The sequence below is a fragment of the Burkholderia sp. BCC1208 genome (assembly GCF_902833095.1).
Taxonomy (GTDB): Bacteria; Pseudomonadota; Gammaproteobacteria; order Burkholderiales; family Burkholderiaceae; genus Burkholderia.
In genome coordinates this window covers 166,667-190,808 of sequence record NZ_CADFDY010000007.1, presented here as the reverse complement: position 1 = coordinate 190,808, position 24,142 = coordinate 166,667, and the positions used below count along the sequence as shown (strand labels likewise).

The 24,142-nt window shown below is 67.6% G+C and carries 16 protein-coding genes; 9 read left to right on the top strand and 7 right to left on the bottom strand.

The window, feature by feature from the left end:
• Nucleotides 1-141: 141 nt before the first annotated feature.
• A complete protein-coding gene (locus HWX09_RS18155) occupies nucleotides 142-1,806 on the bottom strand; it encodes a S8 family peptidase (RefSeq protein WP_027780846.1) in 1,665 nt (554 codons plus the stop codon).
• Nucleotides 1,803-1,964, bottom strand: a complete 162-nt coding sequence (locus HWX09_RS18150) for a hypothetical protein (RefSeq protein ID WP_155257265.1) — start codon at nucleotides 1,962-1,964, stop codon at nucleotides 1,803-1,805. The genes HWX09_RS18155 and HWX09_RS18150 overlap by 4 nt, the downstream gene beginning before the upstream one ends.
• A gap of 264 nt (nucleotides 1,965-2,228) precedes the next feature.
• Here HWX09_RS18150 and HWX09_RS18145 point away from each other — a divergent pair, with 264 nt between their 5' ends.
• The 5 genes from HWX09_RS18145 to HWX09_RS18125 all read left to right on the top strand — a co-directional run bounded on the left by HWX09_RS18145 (nucleotide 2,229) and on the right by HWX09_RS18125 (nucleotide 7,824).
• Nucleotides 2,229-3,125: a glutamate/aspartate ABC transporter substrate-binding protein gene (locus HWX09_RS18145; RefSeq protein ID WP_051421289.1), complete on the top strand. Its 897-nt coding sequence runs from the start codon at nucleotides 2,229-2,231 to the stop codon at nucleotides 3,123-3,125.
• Between the two features lie 413 nt (nucleotides 3,126-3,538).
• Nucleotides 3,539-4,381 carry an ABC transporter substrate-binding protein gene (locus HWX09_RS18140; RefSeq protein WP_027780844.1) on the top strand — a complete coding sequence of 281 codons (843 nt, stop codon included), beginning with the start codon at nucleotides 3,539-3,541 and terminating at the stop codon, nucleotides 4,379-4,381.
• Between the two features lie 102 nt (nucleotides 4,382-4,483).
• On the top strand, nucleotides 4,484-5,986 hold the full coding sequence (locus HWX09_RS18135; protein ID WP_027780843.1) for an amino acid ABC transporter permease/ATP-binding protein: 1,503 nt from the start codon (nucleotides 4,484-4,486) through the stop codon (nucleotides 5,984-5,986).
• Between the two features lie 34 nt (nucleotides 5,987-6,020).
• A complete protein-coding gene (locus HWX09_RS18130; RefSeq protein ID WP_027780842.1) occupies nucleotides 6,021-7,364 on the top strand; it encodes an amidase family protein in 1,344 nt (447 codons plus the stop codon).
• Nucleotides 7,365-7,425: 61 nt separating this feature from the next.
• The gene (locus HWX09_RS18125; protein ID WP_027780841.1) at nucleotides 7,426-7,824 is read left to right on the top strand and encodes an ectoine synthase; all 399 of its coding nucleotides are present in this window, start codon (nucleotides 7,426-7,428) and stop codon (nucleotides 7,822-7,824) included.
• 69 nt (nucleotides 7,825-7,893) lie between these two features.
• Here HWX09_RS18125 and HWX09_RS18120 read toward each other — a convergent pair whose 3' ends face one another.
• Nucleotides 7,894-8,568, bottom strand: a complete 675-nt coding sequence (locus tag HWX09_RS18120; protein ID WP_027780840.1) for a GntR family transcriptional regulator — start codon at nucleotides 8,566-8,568, stop codon at nucleotides 7,894-7,896.
• 78 nt (nucleotides 8,569-8,646) lie between these two features.
• On the bottom strand, nucleotides 8,647-9,507 hold the full coding sequence (locus HWX09_RS18115) for a DUF1989 domain-containing protein (protein WP_027780839.1): 861 nt from the start codon (nucleotides 9,505-9,507) through the stop codon (nucleotides 8,647-8,649).
• Nucleotides 9,508-9,841: 334 nt separating this feature from the next.
• On the opposite strand from HWX09_RS18115, the gene HWX09_RS18110 reads away from it, so the two are divergent.
• Nucleotides 9,842-11,089: a multidrug effflux MFS transporter gene (locus HWX09_RS18110; RefSeq protein ID WP_027780838.1), complete on the top strand. Its 1,248-nt coding sequence runs from the start codon at nucleotides 9,842-9,844 to the stop codon at nucleotides 11,087-11,089.
• A gap of 80 nt (nucleotides 11,090-11,169) precedes the next feature.
• Here HWX09_RS18110 and HWX09_RS18105 read toward each other — a convergent pair whose 3' ends face one another.
• From HWX09_RS18105 to HWX09_RS18095, 3 genes are all read right to left on the bottom strand, one after another.
• Complete coding sequence (locus tag HWX09_RS18105) at nucleotides 11,170-11,859, bottom strand: hypothetical protein (protein WP_027780837.1); 690 nt, start codon at nucleotides 11,857-11,859, stop codon at nucleotides 11,170-11,172.
• Between the two features lie 125 nt (nucleotides 11,860-11,984).
• Nucleotides 11,985-14,240: a penicillin-binding protein 1C gene (pbpC, locus tag HWX09_RS18100; protein WP_027780836.1), complete on the bottom strand. Its 2,256-nt coding sequence runs from the start codon at nucleotides 14,238-14,240 to the stop codon at nucleotides 11,985-11,987.
• A gap of 10 nt (nucleotides 14,241-14,250) precedes the next feature.
• On the bottom strand, nucleotides 14,251-20,295 hold the full coding sequence (locus tag HWX09_RS18095; RefSeq protein ID WP_027780835.1) for an MG2 domain-containing protein: 6,045 nt from the start codon (nucleotides 20,293-20,295) through the stop codon (nucleotides 14,251-14,253).
• Nucleotides 20,296-20,599: 304 nt separating this feature from the next.
• On the opposite strand from HWX09_RS18095, the gene HWX09_RS18090 reads away from it, so the two are divergent.
• Genes HWX09_RS18090 through HWX09_RS18080 form a run of 3 tightly spaced genes read left to right on the top strand, consistent with a single transcriptional unit; the run spans nucleotide 20,600 to nucleotide 24,005 of the window.
• Complete coding sequence (locus tag HWX09_RS18090; protein WP_027780834.1) at nucleotides 20,600-21,106, top strand: sugar dehydrogenase complex small subunit; 507 nt, start codon at nucleotides 20,600-20,602, stop codon at nucleotides 21,104-21,106.
• Entirely contained in the window at nucleotides 21,106-22,725 is a 1,620-nt protein-coding gene (locus HWX09_RS18085; protein ID WP_027780833.1) for a GMC family oxidoreductase, read from the top strand. Before HWX09_RS18090 ends, HWX09_RS18085 begins: the two co-directional genes overlap by 1 nt.
• Before the next feature lie 2 nt (nucleotides 22,726-22,727).
• Complete coding sequence (locus HWX09_RS18080; protein ID WP_027780832.1) at nucleotides 22,728-24,005, top strand: cytochrome c; 1,278 nt, start codon at nucleotides 22,728-22,730, stop codon at nucleotides 24,003-24,005.
• Nucleotides 24,006-24,142: the final 137 nt, after the last annotated feature.

The window sequence follows — 24,142 nt, the reverse complement described above, 5'->3', positions numbered from 1 at the left end:
TTTGTCAGCCCTTTTTTCAGGCGTTATTTCGAGATACTTGATCGCGCCGATGCACGTTCGCGGGTACGCGCGACAGCCGTAACGAAACAGCCGCGCGCGTGCCATGTCGGCATGCGCGCGGCTGCGTCGAACGGGGGGCTGTTACTGGTTCGCCGTCGCGACGGCGGCCCCTGCATCGAGGATGCCCGAGCCTGCCGGCAGCGCCGTGCACGACGTGCCGGCCGCCAGCTTCGCCGCACGCGTGCCGCCTTGCAGCTTCTGCAGGATCTGCGCGGGCGTGAGATTGCCGTTCACCGACAGCATCAGCGCGGCGACCCCCGTCACCTGCGGTGTCGCGAGGCTCGTGCCGTTCGCGAGGCCATAGGTGTCCGAGCCCGGCGTCGTCGTGCCGGTGTTCGACGTCGACAGGATGTTGACGCCCGGTGCGCTCAGCGCGACATCGGCGCCGAAGTTGCTGAACGATGCGCGGCGGCCCGTCGCGTCGGTCGCGCCGACGGTGATCACGCCGCGGCAGTTCGCGGGCTGGTCGAGCCCGGTCGACAAGCCGTCGTTGCCGGCCGCGACGACCACGGTCACGCCCTTCGCGGTCACGTCGTCGATCGCCTGCTGGAACGTCGTGCTGCATGCGCCGACGCCGCCCAGGCTCAGGTTGATGATCTTCGCGGGATTCGGATTGTTCGGCACGCCGTTGACGGGAATGCCGGCTGCCCAGCGCATGCCGTCGGCGATGTCGCTCGTCACGCCGCCGCACTTGCCGAGCACGCGCACCGGCAGGATTCGGCTGAGCCACGATACGCCGGCGATCCCGGTGCCGTTGTCGGCGGTCGCGCCGATCACGCCCATCACGCGCGTGCCGTGCCAACTGCTGTTGCTCGGCTCGCTTGCGCAGTGATAGTACGGACCGTTGACGTTGTCGAGTTCCTGCTGCGTGACCCAGTCGCCCGGATCGGTTGCGTCCGGGCCGCGCGTCGAGCCGTTGTTGCTGGTGTTGACGTTGCTGATGAAGCTGTAGCCTTGCTGTATCAGGTTGCCGACGAGATCGCCGTGCGGCCGGTAGCCGGTGTCGAGTACGGCCGTGACGACGGTCGGCGAACCCTTGGTCACGTTCCACGCGGGCGGCAGGTCGATGCCGGCGGCCGGGTCGGACATGTACCACTGCTGGTTGTAGAGCGGGTCGCTCGGCGTGTCGCGGATCTGCATCGGGTGATCCGGTTCCGCGTAGTCGACATCGCCGTCGGCCGCGAACGTCTGCGCGAGCGCGGCGGCATCGGCGGCGGCCATGCGCTGGCCGAGCGACAGCACGGCCGCGCCGTTCGAGATCGTTCGCTCGACCTGCACGTTCACCGGCGTTTGCGGGACCGTGCTCGCGTACGCGCGTGCGCTGCCGGTCACCGGCGCGGTCCAGCGCGTCATCGCACGCTGGATCACCGCGTCGAGTCGCGAGCCGTCGTCGATGGCCGCCATCGCACGCGTGGCCGTCAGGGTTTTCAGCTTGACGATGAGGTGGTCGACCGGCGGCTCGACCGGTGCGGCCTGCGCGGCCATCTGCACGGCGGCCTGCTGCGACGAGCACGCATTGCTGCCGGACGACGAGGGCGGCGTGGTCGGGGCCGGCGCGGGAGTGGGCGCCGGCGTCGGTGCGGGGGCCGGTGCGGGTGCCGCGTTGGACGCAGACGGGTTGCTGCCGTCGCCGCCGCCACCGCCGCAGCCGGCGAGGGGCAGCAGGGCGGCGGCGGACAGCATGCCGGCGAGCATGCGCGCATGTGCGGGGCGCGCCAGCGCGAAATTGAATCGTTTGGCTCTCATGTTGAAACTCGATCCTCGTAGATAACCGTCGTGCCGGCGGTGGCGCCGGTCCGGGCGAGCCGGACCTTGTCGTTTTTGTCTGACGGTTGCAGCGGGTTGCTGCGACGCGCCATGCACTGGGTAACGGCGTGCGCGGCGGCTTCTTGAGTGCGTTTCACGAGAAAAACGACGGGTGCCGCAAACGATTACGTTGATGCGTCGCAGCACGAACGCGCGTTTGGAACGGCCGGCACAGACGGCGCGACCGAGCCCGCGCGCGGGGCGGTCGGGCGAGACGAGCGGCGCGCGGCGGTTTGCGCGGCACGGAAAACATCTTTCAGGATCGGGCCGCGGCGGAAGGTTGTTTACGCTTCTCCTGATGTGACGCGAATATTGTCGGGCGTAGGATCGCGATTCGATCAACGTTTCGTCAGGAGACACGCATGGATCGCCGTTTCCGTTGGCTCGCCATCGCGCTGGCCTGTGCGCTGGCCGGCACCGCGCACGCGCAGGCCCTCACCGGTACGCTCAAGAAAATCAAGGACACGGGCGTCGTGTCGCTGGGCATTCGCGAGTCGTCGGTGCCATTTTCGTATTCGGACAACCAGCAGAAGAACATCGGCTACTCGCGCGACATCGCGTCGCGCATCATCGACCAGGTGAAGACGGACCTGAACCTGCCGAACCTCGCGGTGAAGGAAATCCCGATCACGTCGCAGAACCGGATTCCGCTGCTGCAGAACGGGACGATCGACTTCGAATGCGGCTCGACGACGAACACGCTCGAACGCCAGAAGCAGGCCGCGTTCTCGAACAGCATCTTTTTGTACGGCATCCGTTTCAGCACGCGCAAGGATTCGGGCGTGAAGGACTTTGCGGACCTGGCCGGCAAGACGGTCGCGACGACGGCCGGCACGTCGGACGAGCGCCTGTTGCGCAAGCTCAACGAAGAGAAGGCGATGAACATGACGATCATCAGCGCGAAGGATCACGCCGAAGCGTTCATGAACGTCACGACCGGGCGCGCGGTGGCGTTCGTGATGGACGAGCCGCTGCTGTACGGCGAGATCGCGAAGGACCGCAACCCGGGCGCGTACACGGTGGCGGGCACGCCGCTCGTCCACGAAAACTACGCGTGCATGATGCGCAGGGACGATCCTGCGTTCAAGCATGTCGTCGACGGCGTGATCGCGAAGATGCAGACCTCGGGCGCGGCCGAGAAGCTGTACAACCAGTGGTTCACGCAACCGATTCCGCCGAAGGGCGTGAGCCTGAACTATCCGCTGTCGGCGGAGATGAAGCAGCTGTTCAAGAATCCGACGGACCAGGCGCAGTACTGATCGCGTCGTAGCGGTATGACGCGGGCCGGCGCGCGAACGCCGGCCGATCGCGCGCCGTTCGGGCAGGCTTCGGCTGCCGCACGCCAGCTCCGTATCGAAAATCGCGACGCCTGCAATCGGCGCGCGTACCTCATCGGCGATCCGTCGCGATCGTCGTCTTCCTCTTGTCGTTTCCCCCTTTTTTGAAACCCGCGTCGGCGCAGAACGACAGCGCATGCGTGCGCGCGTGAATCGTGCATCGCAGTTTCGTCTTCCGCGTAAACCCGGATTCAGTTATCAATTTTTACTGGTCAGAATCGGCCGAAATTGTTCAACAATTTTCGGCGTAAAATCCTGTCGAACCGCATGTGGCGGTGCGTGGGAGGCGTTGCAGCGTTTTCGCGCCGGTGCCGAATAACCTCAGGAGCCACGCCATGTCCGGTCAGTTTTCGTTTCGACGTTTCCTCCGCGGCGCGCTCGTGCCGCTGGCTTTCGCGTGCTCGCTCGCGTCGGCGGCGCCGCTGCAGACGGTGCGGCCCGGCACGTTGCTGGTCGGCTCCGACCTGACGTATCCGCCATATGCCTATCTGGACGGCGGCAAGCCGGCCGGTTTCGACGCCGAGTTCTCGCGGATGCTGGCGCGCCATCTGAAGCTCGAGCCGGTTTTCCTCGATACGCGCTTTCCCGACCTGATCCTCGGGATGAAGGCGCGCCGCTTCGATTTCGTCGCGTCGGCGCTCTACGTGACGCCCGACCGCGTGAAGCAGATCGACTTCGTGCCCTACCTGAAAACGGGCGCGTCGTTGCTCGTCGCGAAGGGCAGTGCATTCCTGCCGAAGACGCCGCAGGACCTGTGCGGCAAGCGGGTCGGCACGATCAAGGGCGCATCGTGGACGCCGAAGCTGCGCGCGGTCTCGCAGGACACCTGCAAGACGACCGGGCGCGGCGAGATCGCGATCCTTGAATTTCCGACCTCGCCGGAGGCGACGTCCGCGCTGATGTCGAAGGCGGTCGACGTGCAGATCGAGGACGCGGCCGTCGCGCAGGGCATTCCGAAGCAGACGAACGGGCGCACCGAGATCAGTTCGACGACGTTGCTGTATCCGATCGTGATCGGCCTCGGCGTGACGAAGGGCGACACGGGGCTGCAAGGCGCGCTGGCGGGTGCGCTGAACGATGCGAAGCACAGCGGGGAGTACGGCGGCCTCGTGAAGAAATACGGGCTGCAGGAACCCACGGCCGCCGACGTCGCCAACGCGCTCGGCACGGCGAAATAACGGCAGCGCAGCCACCGAGCGCCATGGCGGCGCGCCGGCGCGACCTTTCGCACGACACGCGCCGGGCGCTCGCATCACCTATACGCGGTCGAGGAGTCTTCGATGCAGTTCGATTGGCACTATGCGTTGCAACTCTTGTGGGACAAGGATTTCTGGCGCGCCTGCGTCGTCGTCGTCGAGCTTAGCGTGTCCGTCTGGCTGCTCGGCGTGTTGCTCGGCTTTCCGGTCGCGCTCGCGAGACAGTCCCACCATGCGCTGCTGAAACGCGCTGCGAGCGTGTACATCTGGTTTTTCCGCAGCCTCCCGCTGCTCGTGCTGCTCGTGTTCATCTACAACCTGCCGCAGGTTTTTCCCGCGACCAGCGCGGTGCTGTCCGATCCGTTCACGGCCGGCCTGATCGCGATGGTGCTGAGCGAGACCGCGTATTTCGCAGAGATCCATCGCGGCGGAATCCTGTCCGTGCCGCGCGGGCAACTCGAGGCCGGCCGCGCGCTCGGCATCCGCTTCACGGGCATCCAGCGGATGATCGTGATGCCGCAGGCGATCCGCATCGCGTTGCCGGCCCTGGCGAACGAATTCATCACGATCGTGAAGCTGACGTCGCTCGTGTCGGTGATCTCGCTCGCCGAGATCCTGCTCGTCGGGCAGCGGTTGTACACGCAGAACTTCCTCGTGTTCGAAACGATGCTGGCCGTGGCGTTCTATTACGTGTTGATCGTCACGGTGTTCAGCCGGCTGCTCGGCTATCTCGAACGACATCTCGACGTCAGCCGCCGCACGCCGGCCCGGACCGGCCCCGCGAACGTCGCGTTGCCGCTGTCGACGCCGGCCGTCGCGCCGCGGCCACGCGCACACGCGGAATTCGCACTGCGGCTGGCAGGCATCCAGCAGCGCTACGGTCGCCACGAAGTGTTGAAGGACATTCACCTCGACGTCGCGCCGGGGCAGGTCGTGTCGATCATCGGCCCGTCGGGTTCGGGCAAGACGTCGCTGATCCGCACCATCAACGGCCTCGCGCCGGTGAACGCAGGCGAGATCGACCTGTACGGCGAGCCGTTCATCCGCGCGTCGGGCGCCCATCCACCGCGCGTGTCGCACGATCGCATTCTCGACATCGGCATGGTGTTCCAGAGCTTCAATCTGTTCCCGCATCGCACGGCGCTGCAGAACGTGATGATGGCGCCGTGCTATCACCGGCAGGCCGATGCGGGTGCGGTCAGGCTGCAGGCGCTGTCGCTGCTGTCGAAGGTCGGCATGCTCGAACACGCGAACAAATATCCGCATCAGCTGTCGGGCGGCCAGCAGCAGCGCGTGGCGATCGCGCGGGCGCTCGCCACGCGGCCGTCGATCATGCTGTTCGACGAACCGACGTCGGCGCTCGATCCGGAACTCGTCGGCGAAGTGCTGAAAGTGGTCGAGACGCTTGCGAAGGAGGGCATGACGATGATCATCGTGACGCACGAAATGAACTTCGCGTTCAAGGTGTCCGACCGGATCGTCTTCATGGAAGACGGCAGGATCCTGTACGACGTGCCGCCCGACCGGATTCGCGGCAGCGCCGATGCGCGCGTGAAGGATTTTCTGCGCCACGTTCATTTCGCGTGACTCACGATGAACGATCGATCGACGAGGAGCCCGCATGAATGGGTCTGATTTCCGGCAACGCGATGCACACGAGGCGACCTGCGCCGACCGGCTGCGCGCCTGCCTCGCCCGCGCCGACGCTTTTCCCGACGACATCGGCGCCGCATGGCTTGCGCGCCGCGATGCCGAGGCACTGGCCGAAGCACGCGCATGGGACGCATCGGAGGACCGCGCTGCCGCCGATGCGCCGTTGGCCGCTGCGGTGCTGACGGTCAAGGCCTGCTTCGATTGCGCCGGCTGGGTCACGCATGCGGGCTCGCGTGTGCTGGCCGACGAACTGCCTGCGCGAACCGACGCGGCGCTCGTGGCGGCGCTGCGTCGCGCGGGTGCGGTTTTGGTCGCGCAAACGGCGATGACCGAATTCGCGTACGGTGCGCTTGGCGTGAACCGCGCATACGGCACGCCCGCGACGCCGCTCGACGCGCAGCGCGAGCGCGTGGCCGGCGGATCGAGCTCGGGTGCGGCGGTGTCGGTGGCGCTCGGCGCGGCCGATCTGTCGCTCGGCTCCGACACGAGCGGATCGGCGCGCATTCCGGCCGCCTTCTGCGGCGTGGCCGGATTCAAGCCGTCGCGCGGACGTTATCCCGATGCGGGCATGCGTTTTCTGTCGGCGACGTTCGACGTGCCGGGGATGCTGGCCGCGACGGCCGACCTGTGCCGGCGGGTCGACGCGGCGCTGTGCGGCCGCGCGGCCGGCCGCCGGCCAGCGCCGGCGCACGTGAAGGATCTGCATTTCGTCGTTCCCGAACGCTTCGCGACGGACGACCTCGACCCGTCCGTCGGACAGGCTTTCGACACGTGGCTGTCGCGGCTGTCCGCGCGCGGCGCACGCATCGAGCGCAAGCGGCTCGATTGCACGGCCGAGGCCGGCGCGGTCGCGCGTGCGGGCGGCATTATCGCGGCCGAGGCGTTCATGCTGCATCGCACGCTGCTGGACACGGCCGCGGATCGCTACGATCCGCTCGTTGGCCCGCGCATCGCCGCAGGCGAGCACGTGCGCGCGCACGACTACGCGGCCGCGCTGCTGCGCCTGAAGGCGCTGGCCGACGCATATCACGCGCAACTCGGCGATGCGCATGCAGTGCTGACGCCGACGGTGCCGATGTTGCCGCCGCGCATCGCCGATCTGTCGGACGAGCCCGTGTATCTCGCGACAAACGCGCGTGCGTTCCGGCTGACCGAATTCGCGAATCGCCTCGACCTGCCGAGTATCAGCGTGCCGGGCGACCGTCGGGAGAAGCAGCCGATCGGCCTGCTGCTGACGGGACATCGCGGCGACGACGCGCGACTGCTCGATGCGGCGGTGCTGGTCGAGCGCGCGCTGGCCGATTCCGAATGAACGACTTTTCAGCGGCAAGCATCGACTTGCCTTTTTTCATTGTCATTATTCAGAGGTACTCATGATCGTCGTAAGATCGGCCGATATCGCCCATACCGAACGCCACGCGCACGGCCCGGGCTGGGACAGCAAGCGCATGATCGTCAAGCAGGACGGCGTCGGCTATTCCGTTCACGAGACGCGCGTGCATGAAGGCGCGGAACTGCATCTGCACTACAAGAACCACTTCGAAACCAACTACTGCGTGGCGGGCGAAGGGGAAGTCGTCGAAACCGCGACCGGCAAGGTGCACCGGATCGCGCCCGGCACGATCTACGCGCTCAACCTGAACGATCCGCACATCCTGCGCGCAACACGTGGCGATCTGCATCTCGTGTGCGTGTTCAATCCGCCGCTGACCGGGCTCGAGACGCATCGGGCGGATGGCAGCTATGCGCTGCCGGCGGGCGAGGAAGCCTGACGACGTGCGGTGTCGGGTGCGTGCGTGCCGCATCGTGCCGGCCCGCACGCGGGAGGTGCGACGTCCGGCTCAGGCCGCCTCGCGCTGGCCGCGCTTGATCGCGTCGAGCAGCATCCGCTCGGAATCGTCGAGATAGCGGGCGAGCGCGGTGACGGCTTCGCTGCGACGGTTCTGCGTGAGCAGTTCGTAGATCCGGTATTCGCGCTGGATCCAGTCGGCCGTCTGCACGCGCTTTTCGTCGGGATCGGACGCGAATACGAGGCGCAGTTGCGCCGAGATGGTCCGGAAAAATTCGTCGAGCAGCGCGGACTTCTGCAGCGCGACGATATGCTGGTGAAACCGCAGGCTGTGCGTGCCGACGGCCTGCCAGTTCTCTTTCTCGAGTTCGCGCTCGGACGCACGAATGGCCGACTGCATTTTCTCGAGCAGCGCCGGCTGCGCGAGCTCGGCCGTGTTAAGCGCATGCAGTTCGAGCGTGCGGCGCGTGACATAAAGATCGCGCACGTCCTGGCGATTGAGCGTGCGCACGACGACGCCCTTGTGCCGCACGAACGTGACGAGGCCTTCGCGGCCGAGCTGATGCAGGACTTCGCGAAGCGAATTGCGCGACGTGTCGTACTCGGCCGCGAGATCCATCTCGATCAGCGCGGTGCCGGGCGGCAGCTTGCCGCTGATGATGTGCTCGCGCAATTGATGGCTGATCCGGTCGGCGACCGACTGTCCTCTCGCTTTTTCGCTTGCCATGCTGTTCGTTCGCTCCTCTCCTGATCATGCGCGGCCGGCGTGGCTGGCCGGCGGCGTGGCGTCATTCTACGGGCTTTGTCATGGGGTCTTGTCATGCTGCCAGCCGGCCTGCGGCGGCTGCATCCCGTGCAGGCCCTTGTACGGTGCGACGGGCGGCGACGACCAGCCGTCGAGCAGGCCCGGAGCGAGCCGGTATACCTCGACGCCGAGCGGCCGGCACACGTCGATCGGGTCGCGCGCATCGGGGCCCCACATCGGCACCGACAGGTCGCCGCCCGGGCACGTGGACATCGCGCACAGCAGGTCGATTTCGGCGAAGAACTCGAGATAGTCGCCCGGCTTCGCGGGACAAGCCTTCATGAAGTACTTGTCGTCGTCGTTCAGGCCCGTGCACTGGAACACGTTGAGTACGTCGTGCACGTCGAATTCGGTCAGCCCGTACGGCGCGACCGCGCGCACGAGGTTCGAATGGCAGTGGAAATGAAAGTCCTCGCCGGTCAGCAGCTTGTTCACGTACGGGTCGCAGCGCGTGCCGAGCAGGTCGTGCACGCGGCCGCCGTCGCCGTCGACGCCATAGCCGGCAAGCGTGTCGTCGGTGATCGTGACCATCGGGCGCAGGTAGGGCAATGTCGACCAGATCCGGTCGAACGTTGTCACATGCGCGGCCTGCAGCTGGCGCGTGCGCGATGCCCACATGCGTTCGCGCGGATTGTGCAGGTTCCACATGTTGAAGTCGGCGACCTGAGGGCCTTCCAGCGTGACGATGCGGAACACGTGGCCGGCCGGCACCGTCCATGCGAAGCCGCTGCGGATCGGCACGACGTGCGATTCGATGCGCTGCCGGGCGTCCTGGCGTTGCGCGATCGCGGAATAGAAGGACCGGTCGACGTGCAGGACAGAGCCCTTGGTGACCTGATAGGCGGCGGGATAGTTCGACATGACGCGGTGCTCTCGGTGAAAGTGGGCAGACACGAATATCCGGCCGGAATCATTGGTGCTGGCCGGTCAGGCGTCAATTATCATGCAGGATTGTTCAACAATTATTGGCGCTTCCGGGAGTATTGGCGAAGGCGGGGAGGCGTGTCAATGGGGGGGAAGTGCGAAGTGCCGGCGTCATGCAATCGGCGTTCAACCTCTCGCGCGCCGTGGGAATCGCGTCGACTTCGGCAACAACGGGCACAATACGCAATTCGGCACGCTGCGTACGCGCGTTCGTAGTGCGAACGCGCCGGATGTGCCGCGTCGTCGTCGCCTTAATCCTTCCCCCGCTGTCATGAACGCCACGCTCACTCCCGCGCGCGAGTCGAATTCGCCGCGCTTCCTGTTGTTCCTGATCTGCCTGTTCGCGTCCGCCGGCCAACTTGCGATCGACATCTACGTGCCCGCGCTGCCGGACATGGCCCGTTCGTTCGCGACCACGCCGCAGGCGATCCAGTCGAGCGTGTCCGGCTACATGGCGGCCTACGCACTCGGCCAGCTGATCTTCGGGCCGATCGCCGACGCATACGGCCGCAAGCGCGTGCTCGCGTTCGGGCTCGTGATCTACACGATCGGCTGCCTGCTGTCGCTCGGCGCGCCGAACCTCGAGACGTTCGTGCTGGCGCGCTGCCTGCAGGGCTTCGGCATCGCGACCACCAACCTGCTGGCGAAGGCGATCATCACCGATTCGTTTTCCGGCCAGGCGCTGATGCACGCGTTCACGTACATGTCGATCGCGTGGGGGCTCGCCCCGATCATCGCGCCGGTGATTGGCGCGCACCTGCAGGAATGGTTCGGCTGGCGCGCGTGCCTCGTGTTCCTGCTGGTTTACTCGTTGGCGATGTGGGCGCTGCTGTGGCACTACCGCGAAACCTTGCCGAAGCCGGTGCATCTCGAGCTGCGCACGTTGATGGCGAACGCGGGCAAGGTGCTGGCGAGCCCGGTGTTCCAGAGCTGTTTCCTCGCACAGGGGCTGTGCTACAGCATCCTGCTGGTATTCAACATCGTCGGGCCGTTCATGGTGCAGACCACGCTGCACAAGCCGCCGACCTTCTTTGGCTATCTCGCCCTCGGCATCGGCCTCATGTATTTCCTCGGCGGTCTGTCGAACCGGATTCACGGGCGCGGGCTGCCGAGCGCCGAGCAACGGCTGCGGATCGGTGCGCGCGTGATGGCGATCGCGTCGGTCGTGATGCTGGTGCTGGCGCTGACCGTCGGCCTGCGCGTATGGACGCTCGCGACGCCGGTGCTCGTGATGGGCTTCTGCGCGGGCGCGATGTATCCGACGCTGATGGCCAAGGGCAATTCGCTGTTTCCGCATATCGCCGGCCTGACGAGCGCGATTCTCGGCTGTGCGCTGCTGCTCGTGTCGTCCGCGATGATGGGTCTGGCCGGTTTCGTGTCGATTCATGTGCTGACGCCGCTGGCGGTGTTCTTCGTCGCGTTGTCGTTCATCGTCGTGTGGATGGTGACGAAGCTGCTGCGGTATCTGTCGCAGCAGCAGGCGGCGCCGGTGGTATGCGGGAGCGGGGAGGCGGCGTAAGCGCCGGCTGGTGACCGACTCATGAACCGGATCCTGCTGAATCGCGTCGCCCGGTCCGATGCCGCCGATCTGATCGCCGCTTACAGCGGATGGGCGGCCCCGGCCTGCTGCAACAGCGAAACGGCAACCGGATCCGGCAGTCCGTTCGGGTCGATCGCCCCAGCCTTGGCCAGCGCCACGAGATCGCCGTCGACGCCCGGTTGCCCGACCACGAACGAGGTGGTCAGGAACGCCGGTGCGGCGAGCGTGACCGCATAGCGCTGCTGCAGGTTCGTCACCACGGCCGATTGCGCGGCCTGCACGGTGTCCGGGCTGTTCATCGCCCGCTGGTAGCGCAGGGTGCCCTGAAAATTACCGATCAGCCCGGCCGTGTTCGTCCCGAGTTGCGCCGCGAGATAAACGAGCATCAACTCGGTCTCGGCCGTCGTATTGAAGGTGCCGCCCGCGTAGGCGAGCGAATGCAGACTCGTGCCGCCCGACGCCACGGTGATGACGCATGGCAGCGCGGCGTTGAGCGTCGCACGATAATTGCCGCCGCCGTCGGTCAGCGTCGTTGCCGAGCCCGCCGCGCAATTGATCGTGACCTGGGCGCTCGCGAGCGCGTCGCCCGTCGCGGCCGTGCCCGACAGCGAGATGGTCTGCGTGTTGTCGTCGAAGCACACGTCGACGCCGAAGCAGGCATCGCCGTTGCAGGCCTGGAGTGCGGCGAGCGTTGCAACGCACAAGACGCCCAGCGCGGGGCGGATGAAGCGTTCATGGCGGATGTTCATGGTCGCGGGCAATCGGGAAAATGAGGCACAGCCGGTGTGCGTCGGGAATGCGGCGCTGCTGTCATTCTATGTCCTGAACCGGGTGAAAGCGAATACGGCCAGCCAGTAAGGCCGGCCCTGCCGGCTCAGGGCTTGCGCGCGGCCGGCTTCGCGAACGCGCCGCGCACCTCGAAGCCGATCGCATCCGCGACGTTGCCGCGCGCATCGACGAGTTCCAGCCGGTGCCGGCCGGGCCACGGTAGCCACGCGACGCGGTCGGCATGCCCGATCACCTTGTCGTCGAGCCGCCACGCGAATTTCGTCGCGTGGCCGGCGGAGCGTTCGAACCAGATCCGCTGGTTCTTCGGCGGAATGTCCGGGTCGATCGCGAAGATCGTGCCGTCGGTTGGCGCGCCGATCGTCAGCGGTGCGCGCGCGCCGTCCTTGCCCGGCGCGACGGGCGCCGCTAGCCGGATCGTGTCGACCGCCGTGCCCGCGATGAACCACTCGTTGCGCGCCGGCTCGATGTCGCGCTCGAACGAGATGCGGCGCGTCTCGACGCCGGCCGGCGCGCGCGGCGCACGGCTCGGCAGGTCGCGGTGCAGATAGCCGACGACGGCCGACCACACGGGCGACGCACCCGTGACGCCCGACACGTCCCACATCGGCGAGCCGTCCGCATTGCCGACCCACACCCCGACCGTATAGCGTGATGTGAAACCGATGGTCCAGTTGTCGCGCATGTCCTTGCTCGTGCCGGTCTTGACCGCCGAGAAGAAGCGCGTCGCGAGCGGGTTGTCAAAGCCGAACGTGCGCACGCGCGCGTTGTTGTCGGACAGGATGTCGGTGACGACGAAGCTGGCTGCCTCGCTGAACACGCGCGTGCCGGCGTCAGCCCGCGCGGGCGGCGATGCACCGGAGGCGGCCGTCGATGCCGCGGCCGGCAGGTCGACGATCTTGCGCGCGATGCCGCCGTTCGCGAGCGCGCGGTATGCATTGGTCAGCGACAGCAGCGTGACGTCCGCACTGCCGAGCGCGAGGCTGAAGCCGTAGTAATCGCCTTCCTGCGCGAGCGGCAGGCCGAGCGCGGTCAGCGTGCGCGCGAAGCGATGCGGCGTGACGAGCACCAGCGTGCGTACGGCCGGCACGTTCAACGAGCCGCCGAGCGCGCTGCGCACGCTTACCCAGCCCTTGAAATCCTTGTCGTAGTTCTGCGGAATGTACAGGCCGCCGCCGGCGGCGAGGTTGATCGGCGCATCGTCGAGCAGCGACGCGGCCGTCAGCCGTTTTTCGTCGAGCGCCTGCGCATAGAGGAACGGCTTGAGCGTCGAGCCGGCCTGGCGCGGCGCGAGCACGGCGTCGACGTCGCGCGCGCTCGACAGCGCCCCCGACGAGCCGACCCACGCGCGGATCTCGCCGGTTGCGTTGTCGATCACGACCACCGCGCCGTCCTGCACGTTGCGCCGGTGCGCGGGCGCGTTGAGTTCGGTCAGCGCGCGCATCAGCGCGTCGCGTGCGAAGCGCTGCAGCCGCGCATCGAGCGTCGTGCGGACCTGCGCGCCGGCCGCCGGCTTGACCTCGGCCGCGATGCGTCGCGCGAAGTGCGGGGCGAGGGCGGCGCCGTCCGCCGCGATGTCGTTACGCACGGCGTTGGCCGGGCGCGCCGTGACGAGCTCCACGTAACCGTCGAGCGACGCGCACGCCTGCGCCGCATGCATGTCGCGCAGGATCCGGCACGCGCGCTCGGCGATCTTCGCCGCCGCCGCATTGGGCGCACGCACGAGTGCGGCCGCGATCGCGGCCTCGCGTGCGTCGAGGCCCGACGGCGCCTTGCCGAACAGCACCTGCGACAGCGCGCCGAGCCCGATCGTTTCGCCGCGGAACGGCACCAGGTTCAGGTAGGCCTCGAGGATCTGGTCCTTGCGCCAGCTGCGTTCGAGCCACAGCGCGTTCACGGCCTGCGTGGCCTTTTGCGGCAGCGAGCGCTGGCCCGAGCGGCGCGGCGAATCGCTGAGCAAGCCCGCGAGCTGCATCGTGACGGTCGACGCGCCGCGCGTGCGTTCATTCCACAGGTTGCCCCACGCGGCGCCGGCAATGCCGCGCCAGTCGACGCCGCTGTGTTCGTAGAAGCGCTTGTCCTCGGACACGACGATCGCCTCGCGGAACGCGGGCGATACGTCGGCGAGCGACACCCATTCGCCGCGCCGTTCGGTGACGTCGATGCGCGTGCGCTGCAGCGGCGTGCCGTCGCGGGCGAGCAGCACCCAGTCGGAGCTGCGCCAGTTGCGACGCACGTCGTCGTAGCCGGGCAGGGCATGCGCGACGAGCGGCGCGGCCAGCACGACGGCGACGAATACGCGGCCGGCGAAACGCGCCGGCCGCGACAAAGCCAGATCCATCATCGCGGTCTCGTCACTTGCCCGCGTCGGCCGGCTTCACGGTCATCGGCGGGTTCGGCCACAGGCCGTACACGGACGGTGCATACAGTGCCTCGACGCGCGTCGGCGGCAGTCCGAACGTACCGACGTTGTTCAGCCGCACCGTGTACTCGACCGAGAATTTGCCCTTCGGCAAATAGTCGTAGTACGCGCGGTAGCCGTCGAAGTCGCGCTCGATGAACGTCGGCCACGCGCCGTCCGGCGTTTTCTCGTCCTGAGTCGCGGCCTCGGAATCGCGGCCGAGGCCCGACCCGAGGATCGTCGCACCGGCGGGGATCGGATCGTTGACGGCGACCCACGTCATGTCGCTCTGCGCATCGATGTCGAGATGCACGCGCACGACGTCGCCGCGCGTCAGCACGCCCTTGACGGCGGGCGACACGGGCGTGATGGTCTTCGTGATCCGGTAGCCGGCCGCGAACGGCGAGCGCAGCGGCACGGCCGCGAGACTTTCGACGGTCGCCCACGGGCGGCCGGTGCCGTCCTGCGTGACCGACAGCGTGGCCGGCCCCTGCGACGCACGCGGCCACGGCAGCAGCACGCTGCGTGCGGCCGCCGCGCGGGTCGCGGGAGTGGCCGACGCGGGCGTATCGGCGGGCGCGGCGGGTGCCGCCTGCGACCACGAGATCGAGCGCGCGTCGCCGCCGAGCGCAACCTTCGTCGCGCCGGCGACCGGCGTGCTCTCGTAGGTCCGCGAGAAGCGCTCGACCGCGAGCAGGCCGAGCGCGTTCGACGTCGTCGTCTGCCATGCGCCCTGGCGTTGCAGCGCGAGCAGGCCGGCCGTCACGCGCGGCATTTCGTCCTTCCACGCCGGGTCGCCGGCGAATTCCAGCGCGAGACGGGCGGCGTTGGTCTCGTTGCTGGTCATCAGCCACCACAGGTCGTCGTCGCGCGCGGTCGAGAACACGAGCTGCGTGCCCTGGTAGGTCAGGCGCGCCCGCAGGATCTGGTCGACCTGCGCGCGTTTCTCGTCGCGTTGCGGGATGTCCTTCACGCGGGTCAGGATCGCGTGATAGTCGATCACCGCCGACGTCGGCCACTGGTTCGGCGCGATCTCGATCGAACCGAGCATGCGGCCCTGCGCGGCGCCGTAGCGCGACAGCGCCTCGATCGCGGCGAGCTTGCGCAGGTCGCGATCCTGGCGCGGCGCCCATGCGTTGCGCTCGAGGCGGCCATCGACGAAGCGCGCGAGCCCGGCTTCGAGCTGCGTGCGCAGGTCTTCCGGCAGCGCGAAGCGCGGATCGAGACGGCTGGCTTCGTCGGACACCACGAGCAGGTACGACGACAGCGTCGGGCTGCCGTGATGCGAATCGTCCGACGACGGCGGGAAGTAGCTCGCCAGGCCGTCGCTATCGAGGTAGACGGGCATGCGGGCGATCAGCGCCTGCCATTGCGCGGGGTCGCGCAGCCCGATCGCACGCGAGGTCTGCTGTTCGAGGCAGCGGTACGGATAGCGCTCGAACCAGCGCCGCACGCCGGGCAGGCCGTCGGCGAGCTTCGACTGCAGCGACACGGCGATGCCGCCGCGCGGTGCGCCCTGTGCGTTGCTCACCGCGCCGGCCGGGGCCGACACGGGCACCGTCAGCGTGCCGTCGACCTGCGCGAGCGTCGCCTGCTGCACGGTTACCGGCAGCGCGGGCACGACCTTCTGCGCGACGGCCAGCGCGTCGGACGCGCGCTTGCCGCCTTGCTCGGCCGCCTCGATGCGCCAGTTCAGCGCACCGGCCGCATCGAGCGCCTGCTCGGGCACGGTGATCGTCCACGCGACTTCGGTCGCCGCATTCGCCGCCAGCGACACGGTTTGCGGGGCGACGTCGAGACCCGTCACGCGCGGCGTCACGACGACCTGCATCGCGCGGTCGGTCGTGTTGCGCAGCGTGACCTGCGCGCGGAACGCGTCGCCTTCGCGCACGAGCGGCGGCAGGCCGGAGATCAGTTGCAGATCCTGCGTGCTGCGGATCGACGTGCTGCCCGTGCCGAAACGGTCGGGGCCGACCGCCGCGATCGCGACGATCCGGAAGCGCGTGAGCGCGTCGTTCAGCGGCACCTCGACGGTTGCGCTGCCGTTCGCGTCGAGCGTCACGCGCGGGTTCCACAGCAGCAGGGTATCGAACAGCTCGCGGGTCGGCGCGCTGCCGCCGCCGCCGCCGGCCGGCACGGCCTTGCGGCCGAAGTGGCGGCGACCGACGATTTCCATCTGCGCGGTGGCCGTCTCGACGCCGTACGCACGCCGGCGCAGCATCGCGTCGAGCAGGTCCCAGCTGTTGTTCGGCATCAGTTCGAGCAGTGCTTCGTCGACGGCCGCGATCGCGATCTGCGTGCCGGCCGGTGCCGGCTGACCGTTCGGCAGCGTGACCTTCACGTGCGCCTGCGCCTTGCTGCGTACCGTGTAGCGCGTCGCGTCGGTGGTCACGGTCACGCCGAGGCGATGAACGCCCGTGCCGACCTTGATCTCGCCGAGGCCGTAGCGGAACGCGGGCTTCGACAGGTCGACGAACGCGGTCGGCGCCTCGTAGTGGCGGCCTTCGCGCCAGAACGCGCGCGCCCATTCGACCGGCGCTTTCCAGCCCCACGTGAAGAACGAGTACCACGGCACCTCGCGAATCCGGCCGCGCAGCGCGAGCACCGACACGTAGACGTTCGGCCCCCACGATTCGCCGACCTTCAGGTCGACGGTCGGGTTCTTGCCGTTCAGCTCGACGATGTGCGTTTCCATCACGCCGCCGCGCTCGACCGCGACGAGCGCGGTCGCGTAGCGGAACGGCATCCGCACCTGGAAGCGGGCCGTTTCGCCCGGCTCGTACGAGGTTTTCTCGGGGATCACGTCGATCCGGTCGGTGTTGTCGCCGCCGAACCAGAGTTCGTCCTCGCGCGTGACCCATACCGACGTCGATGCATTCGACGTGCGGCCGTCGCCGTCCTTCGCGACCGCGATCAGCTGCACGTTGCCGGCCTGCTCGAGCGTCGCGTCGCAGGCCATGCGGCCCTTGTCGTCGGTCTTGCCCGAGCACAGCACGCCGAGGTCGCGCGTGTCGCTCTTGTTGTCGTACGCATAGAAGCCGCCGACCATCCGCTTGCGCGACGACGTCGTGATGCGCGCGACACCCTTGATCTCGATCGGCACCGACGCGCGCGGCTTGCCCTGCAGATCGACCGCCAGGGCCTGCACCGGCACGCGCTGGCCGACCGACACCCACCGGCCGGCCTTGATGCCGGCCACCACCGCGGCCGGCCACAGGATCGTGTCGCCGCGAATCGTCTGCACTTCGCCGTTCGGATCCGCGAAGGTCGCCTCCAGCGCGATGCGCTTCGGTGCGTCGACGTCCGGCAGGCCCTTGAGCGTGACCGAGCCCGCGCCATTGCGGTCGAGCGTCAGCGGCAGCTTGTCGGCGATCAGCTTCGTCGCGTCGGGATCGTTGTTGTTCGACGACGACGCGTTGTCGCCGTCCTGCGCATCGTCGTCGGCGTTGCCGTCGCTCGTGTCGGGGCGATATGGCGTGAAGCTGAAATCCTCGAAGCGATCCGCGAACGGCGGCGACGCCCATTTCATCAGCGCCGACACCTGCACGGGCAGGTTCGATGCGCCGCCGCCCGACACGTAGTCGATCTGCACCGCGAGCGGCGCTTCCTTCACGGCGACGAGCGGGCTCTTCTGCGCGTCGCGCGCGCCGATCGAGCCTTTCAGCACCGGCAGGCGGAACGCCTCGACGCGGAAGCTGCCGCTGTAGTAGGTGGCGGTGGGCGCGTCTTCAGGGCCGCCTTGGAGTTCGACGCTGTACTCGCCGAGCTTCGCGGCGGCCGGCAGCGTGAACTGCGAGTCCGCGGTGTGGTCGGCCGCCCACGTGAGCGGCAGCTTGTAGGTCTGGCCCGTGCCGAGATGGCGGATCGTCATGCGCGTCGGGTATTGCGACGGGAACGCGAGGCTCTGCAGCGTCTCGGTGCGGATGAAATGCTTCATCGACACGGTTTCGCCGGCGCGCAGCAGCGTGCGGTCGAACACCGTATGCGCGCGCACGGTCGGCGCGCTGTCGGTGTCGGTCGGCACGTTGAAGCGCCACGATTCGATCCCGCGGTTCCAGCCCGAACTGACGAACGCCATGTCGGGGCCCGTCTTCGGATCGTCGACGCGGGCCGAGACGAAGTAGTCGTCGAAGCGCTCCGACGAACTGCATGCGCGCTTCGGCTCGAACGGCCCGTCGATCTTCAGCAGGCCCTGCGCGTCGGTCTTGCCGGCCGCGATTTCGTCGCCGTTGCAGTCGGACACGCGGATCTGCGCGTTCGGCACCGGCTTGCCCTTGTCGAGCGTCGTGACCCAGACGAGGTTGTTCTCGCGGCCCTGCTTCAGGTGCACGCCGAGGTTCGTGACGAGCACGGTGGTGCGCACGTACATGCTCGACGGCTTCGCGAGCAGCGAGCGGCCGAGCGCGGGCGACGCAAGTTCGAGCACGTAGAAGCCGGGCTTGTCGATCGGCACGCCGACCACTTCGAACGGGCGCAGCGTCTTCGGGTCGGCCTTCGGCAGCGTCAGCACCTGCGCGCCGGGCTCGCCGGTCAGCAGCGACAGCGAGCGCACGTCGATGCGGCGGTTCTGCGGCGCGGGCTGCTTTTCGCCGGCCTGGAGCGGCACGTAGACGGGGTGTTGGCCCTTGCGTTCCAGCAGGCCGGGCATCTGGTCGTCGATCGAGCCGGCCGTCATCGACCAGTTGTCGAAGCGATCGACGGTGCGCATCCATTGGCGGATCGCGGTGTCGTTCTCGACCTTCAGGTTCGCGAATTGCGCGCCGCCTGCATTGAGGCCGGCGATATGCAGGTCGGCCTCGACGTTGCGCAGCGTGACGGGCACCAGCGCGGGCGTATCGGGTTCGGCGAAGCGCTCGACGATCCCGAAGGTGCCCGACGAGAATTTCGCGAGCGGCGGCATCGGCGCGGTGCGCGTCGCGAGCGGGAACAGATCGGCGTTGGACAGCGGCCGGTCGATCACGTCGTGCAGGCCCGACGGAAGCTCGACGGTCAGGCCGGCCTGAGCCGGCAGCGGCGGATTGAACGTGACGGTCGTCACTTCCTCGCTGTGATCGTCGGCCGCGAAGGTGGGCGACAGCGAACCGTCGGGGCCGCGCAGCTTGATCGCGTCGGCCTGCTTGCGCGAGATCGGGGCGTTGAACGACAGCGTGAGCGGGCGCAGCGGCGTGCAGGGCGCCTTCGCGTTCTCGCGTTCGCACGAGAAGCTCGCGGCGAACGGGGCACGCACGGTGAAATCGAAGCGCCGTTCGGTTTCGTTCGCGATGCCGCTCGGGCTCGCGACGCCCTTGCCGTATACGAGCTGCATCTTCGCACTCGCCGGCAGCGCCTGCGAGCACGACAGCGTCAGCACGCGCGCCGCCTCTTTCTTCAACCCGAAATGATCGAGAAGCGCGTTGCGCGTGGCGTCGTCGGCGGCCGTGACGGGAATGCGGTTGCCGATGCCGGACGCTTCGCACCAGATGTTCGCGAGCGCCGAGCGCGGCTCGGCCGGGCCGTTCAGCTTCATCACGAAGACCTGCCGCTCCTCGATCTCGCGGGAGCCGGGGCGCACCGACACCGGAAACGGGCCGCCCGTCTGGAACGTGAAGCGACGCGGGCCGCTGGCCGCATTGCCGGCGACCGAACGCAGCGTGTCGTTGAGCGCGACCGAGCAGCGTACGCCGGGCGGCAGGTCGCTTTCGAAATCGTAAACCCAGGTCTTGTCGTCGAGCCAGTGGCCCTGGCCGCGTGCGGCCGCCGAATCGTTGCAGGTCACGCGCGCCGGATTCGGCGCGGAGGCCGAGCCGAAGGCGACCATCGGTTCGTCGAACTTGACGACGCTCTGCCGGACTTCGGTGACGGTGCCTTGCGGCGACACGCTCACCGTGCGCGCCGCGCCCGCATGCAGCGACAGGGCCGCGATGCCGGCGAGCGCCGCGACGGCGCCGATGCGCCAGAGCAGCCGGGTCGTGTGATTGGTTCGATGCGTTTCTTTGTTGTGTTTGTCGCGCTGCTTCATCGCTCGATTGCCCTCGGAGGGAAGCTTTCTGTTTGATTGCACCGGATTCTAACCGACCGTCATGCGTGCGCAGCGCGGCGTGCAGTGTGTCGTCGGCGCGCGACACGGGCGGGCGTGCCACGGACTTGTCGCGTCGACGACACAAAAATGCAGCGAAATGTCGATTGTCACGGATTGCGGAACATTAAATGGACTATAAAAAGATTGTTTGATCCGGCTTGTGCGCGTACATTGCAGGTCCGCGCCAATGTTTGAGAAATATCAAGCGTGGTTTTCCCGAATCCGGTGTTCGAGAGAAGGAAACATGCACAACGACAACACCCCCCACTCGCGTCGTGACAACGACGCAGCCGCAACCGGCATCACGCGGCGTCAATGGCTGCAGGGCGCACTGGCGCTGACGGCGGCGGGCCTCACGGGCTCGCTGGCGTTGCGGGCCCTGGCCGACGATCCCGGCACCGCGCCGCTCGATACGTTCATGACGCTTTCCGAAGCATTGACCGGCAAGAAAGGGCTGAGCCGCGTGACCGGCCAGCGCTATCTGCAGGCATTGCAGAAGGGCTCGTTCAAGACGGCCGACAGCCTGCCGCAACTCGCCGGTGCGCTCGCATCCGGCTCGCTGAATCCCGACCAGGAATCGCTCGCACTGACGATTCTCGGCGCGTGGTATCTCGGCATCGTCGACAACGTCGTGATTGCCTACGAAGAAGCATTAATGTTCAGCGTGGTGTCCGATACGCTCGTGATCCCTTCGTATTGCCCCAACAAACCCGGCTTCTGGGCCGAAAAACCGACCGAGAGGCAAGCCTGATGGCCGATACCGATACGCAAAAAGCCGACATCGTCGTCGTCGGTTCGGGTGTCGCCGGCGCGATCGTTGCGCACCAGCTCGCGATGGCGGGCAAGTCCGTGATCCTGCTGGAAGCCGGCCCGCGCATGCCGCGCTGGGAAATCGTCGAGCGCTTTCGCAATCAGCCGGACAAGACCGATTTCATGGCGCCGTATCCGTCGAGCCCGTGGGCTCCGCATCCGGAGTACGGCCCGCCGAACGACTACCTGATCCTGAAGGGCGAGCACAAGTTCAACTCGCAGTACATCCGCGCGGTGGGCGGCACGACGTGGCACTGGGCCGCGTCGGCATGGCGCTTCATCCCGAACGACTTCAAGATGAAGACCGTGTACGGCGTCGCCCGCGACTGGCCGATCCAGTACGACGACCTCGAGCATTACTATCAGCGTGCCGAGGAAGAACTCGGCGTGTGGGGCCCGGGCCCCGAGGAAGACCTGTACTCGCCGCGCAAGCAGGCGTATCCGATGCCGCCGCTGCCGTTGTCGTTCAACGAGCAGACCATCAAGAGCGCGCTCAACGGCTATGACCCGAAGTTCCACGTGGTGACCGAGCCCGTCGCGCGCAACAGCCGCCCGTACGACGGCCGGCCGACCTGTTGCGGGAACAACAATTGCATGCCGATCTGCCCGATCGGTGCGATGTACAACGGCATCGTCCACGTCGAGAAGGCCGAGCAGGCCGGCGCGAAGCTGATCGACAGCGCGGTCGTCTACAAGCTCGAGACCGGGCCGGACAAGCGCATCGTCGCCGCGATCTACAAGGACAAGACGGGCGCCGACCATCGCGTCGAGGGCAAGTACTTCGTGCTCGCGGCGAACGGCATCGAGACGCCGAAGATCCTGCTGATGTCCGCGAACCGCGATTTCCCGAACGGCGTCGCGAACAGCTCCGACATGGTCGGGCGCAACCTGATGGACCACCCGGGCACCGGCGTGTCGTTCTACGCGAACGAGAAGCTGTGGCCGGGCCGCGGCCCGCAGGAGATGACGTCGCTGATCGGTTTCCGCGACGGCCCGTTCCGCGCGACCGAAGCCGCGAAGAAGATCCACCTGTCGAACATGTCGCGCATCAATCAGGAGACGCAGAAGATCTTCAAGGCCGGCAAGCTGATGAAGCACGAGGAGCTCGACGCGCAGATCCGCGACCGTTCCGCGCGCTACGTGCAGTTCGACTGCTTCCACGAAATCCTGCCGCAACCCGAGAACCGCATCGTGCCGAGCAAGACGGCCACCGACGCGATCGGCATCCCGCGCCCCGAGATCACGTATGCGATCGACGATTACGTGAAGCGCGGCGCCGTGCACACGCGCGAGGTCTACGCGACGGCCGCGAAGGTGCTCGGCGGCACCGACGTCGTTTTCAACGACGAGTTCGCGCCGAACAACCACATCACGGGCGCGACGATCATGGGCGCGGATGCACGCGACTCGGTCGTCGACAAGGACTGCCGCACGTTCGACCATCCGAACCTGTTCATCTCGAGCAGCTCGACGATGCCGACCGTCGGTACGGTGAACGTGACGCTGACGATCGCGGCGCTCGCGCTGCGGATGTCGGACACGCTGAAGAAGGAAGTCTGACCGTGCGGAAATCTACTCTCACCTTCCTCCTCGCCGGCTGCCTCGCGCTGCCCGGCCTCGCACGCGCGGCGGATTCGGCCGATCCGGCGCAGGTCAAGCGCGGCGAATACCTCGCGGTCGCCGGCGACTGCATGGCGTGCCACACCGCGAAGGGCGGCAAGCCGTTTGCGGGCGGCCTCGGCATGCCGGTGCCGATGCTCGGCAAGATCTATACGAGCAACATCACGCCCGATCCCGATACGGGCATCGGCAACTGGACGTTCGACGACTTCGAGCGTGCGGTGCGTCACGGCGTGTCGAAGAACGGCGGCAACCTGTACCCGGCGATGCCGTACGTGTCGTACGCGAAGATCAACGACGACGACGTGCAGGCGCTGTACGCGTACTTCATGCACGGCGTCGAACCGGTCAAGCAGGCACCGCCGAAGAACGAGATTCCCGCGCTGCTGAGCATGCGCTGGCCGCTGAAGATCTGGAACTGGCTGTTCCTGAAGGACGGCGTCTACCAGCCGAAGCCGGCGCAGAGCGCCGAGTGGAACCGCGGCGCGTATCTCGTGCAGGGCCTCGCGCACTGCAGCACGTGCCACACGCCGCGCGGCATCGCGATGCAGGAGAAGTCGCTCGACGAAACGGGCGGCAGCTTCCTGTCGGGCTCGGTGCTCGCGGGTTGGGACGGCTACAACATCACGTCCGACCCGAACGCGGGGATCGGCGGCTGGACGCAGCAGCAGCTCGTCCAGTACTTGCGCACCGGCAGCGTGCCGGGCCTCGCGCAGGCCGCCGGCCCGATGGCCGAGGCGATCGAGCACAGCTTCTCGAAGATGACCGAAGCCGACATCGGCGCGATCTCCACGTACATCCGCACGGTGCCGGCCGTCGCCAGCGGCGACGCGAAGCAATCGCGCTCGTCGTGGGGCAAGCCGGCCGAGGATGGCCTGAAGCTGCGCGGCGTCGCGCTCGCGTCGTCGGGCATCGATCCGGCACGGCTGTATCTCGGCAACTGCGCGACCTGCCACCAGATGCAGGGCAAGGGCACGCAGGACGGTTATTACCCGCCGCTGTTCCACAACTCGACGGTCGGCGCGTCGAATCCGACCAACCTCGTGCAGGTGATCCTGAACGGCGTGCAGCGCAAGGCCGGCAGCGAGGACGTCGGGATGCCGGCGTTCCGCCACGAGTTGTCGGATGCGCAGATCGCCGCGTTGACGAACTACCTCACCGGGCAGTTCGGCAATCCGGCCGCGAAGGTGACCGAGCAGGACGTCGCGAAGCTGCGCTGACGCGGCACGCGACGAAGCAGGGCGACAACGTAAAAGAGGAGGAGCACAGCACATCGGGCGGACCCCGATGCCGGTTGTTGCAGAGCGGGGCGGACGGCGCGGATGGCCGTCCGCCCCGGTTCACAGGCAATCCGTTG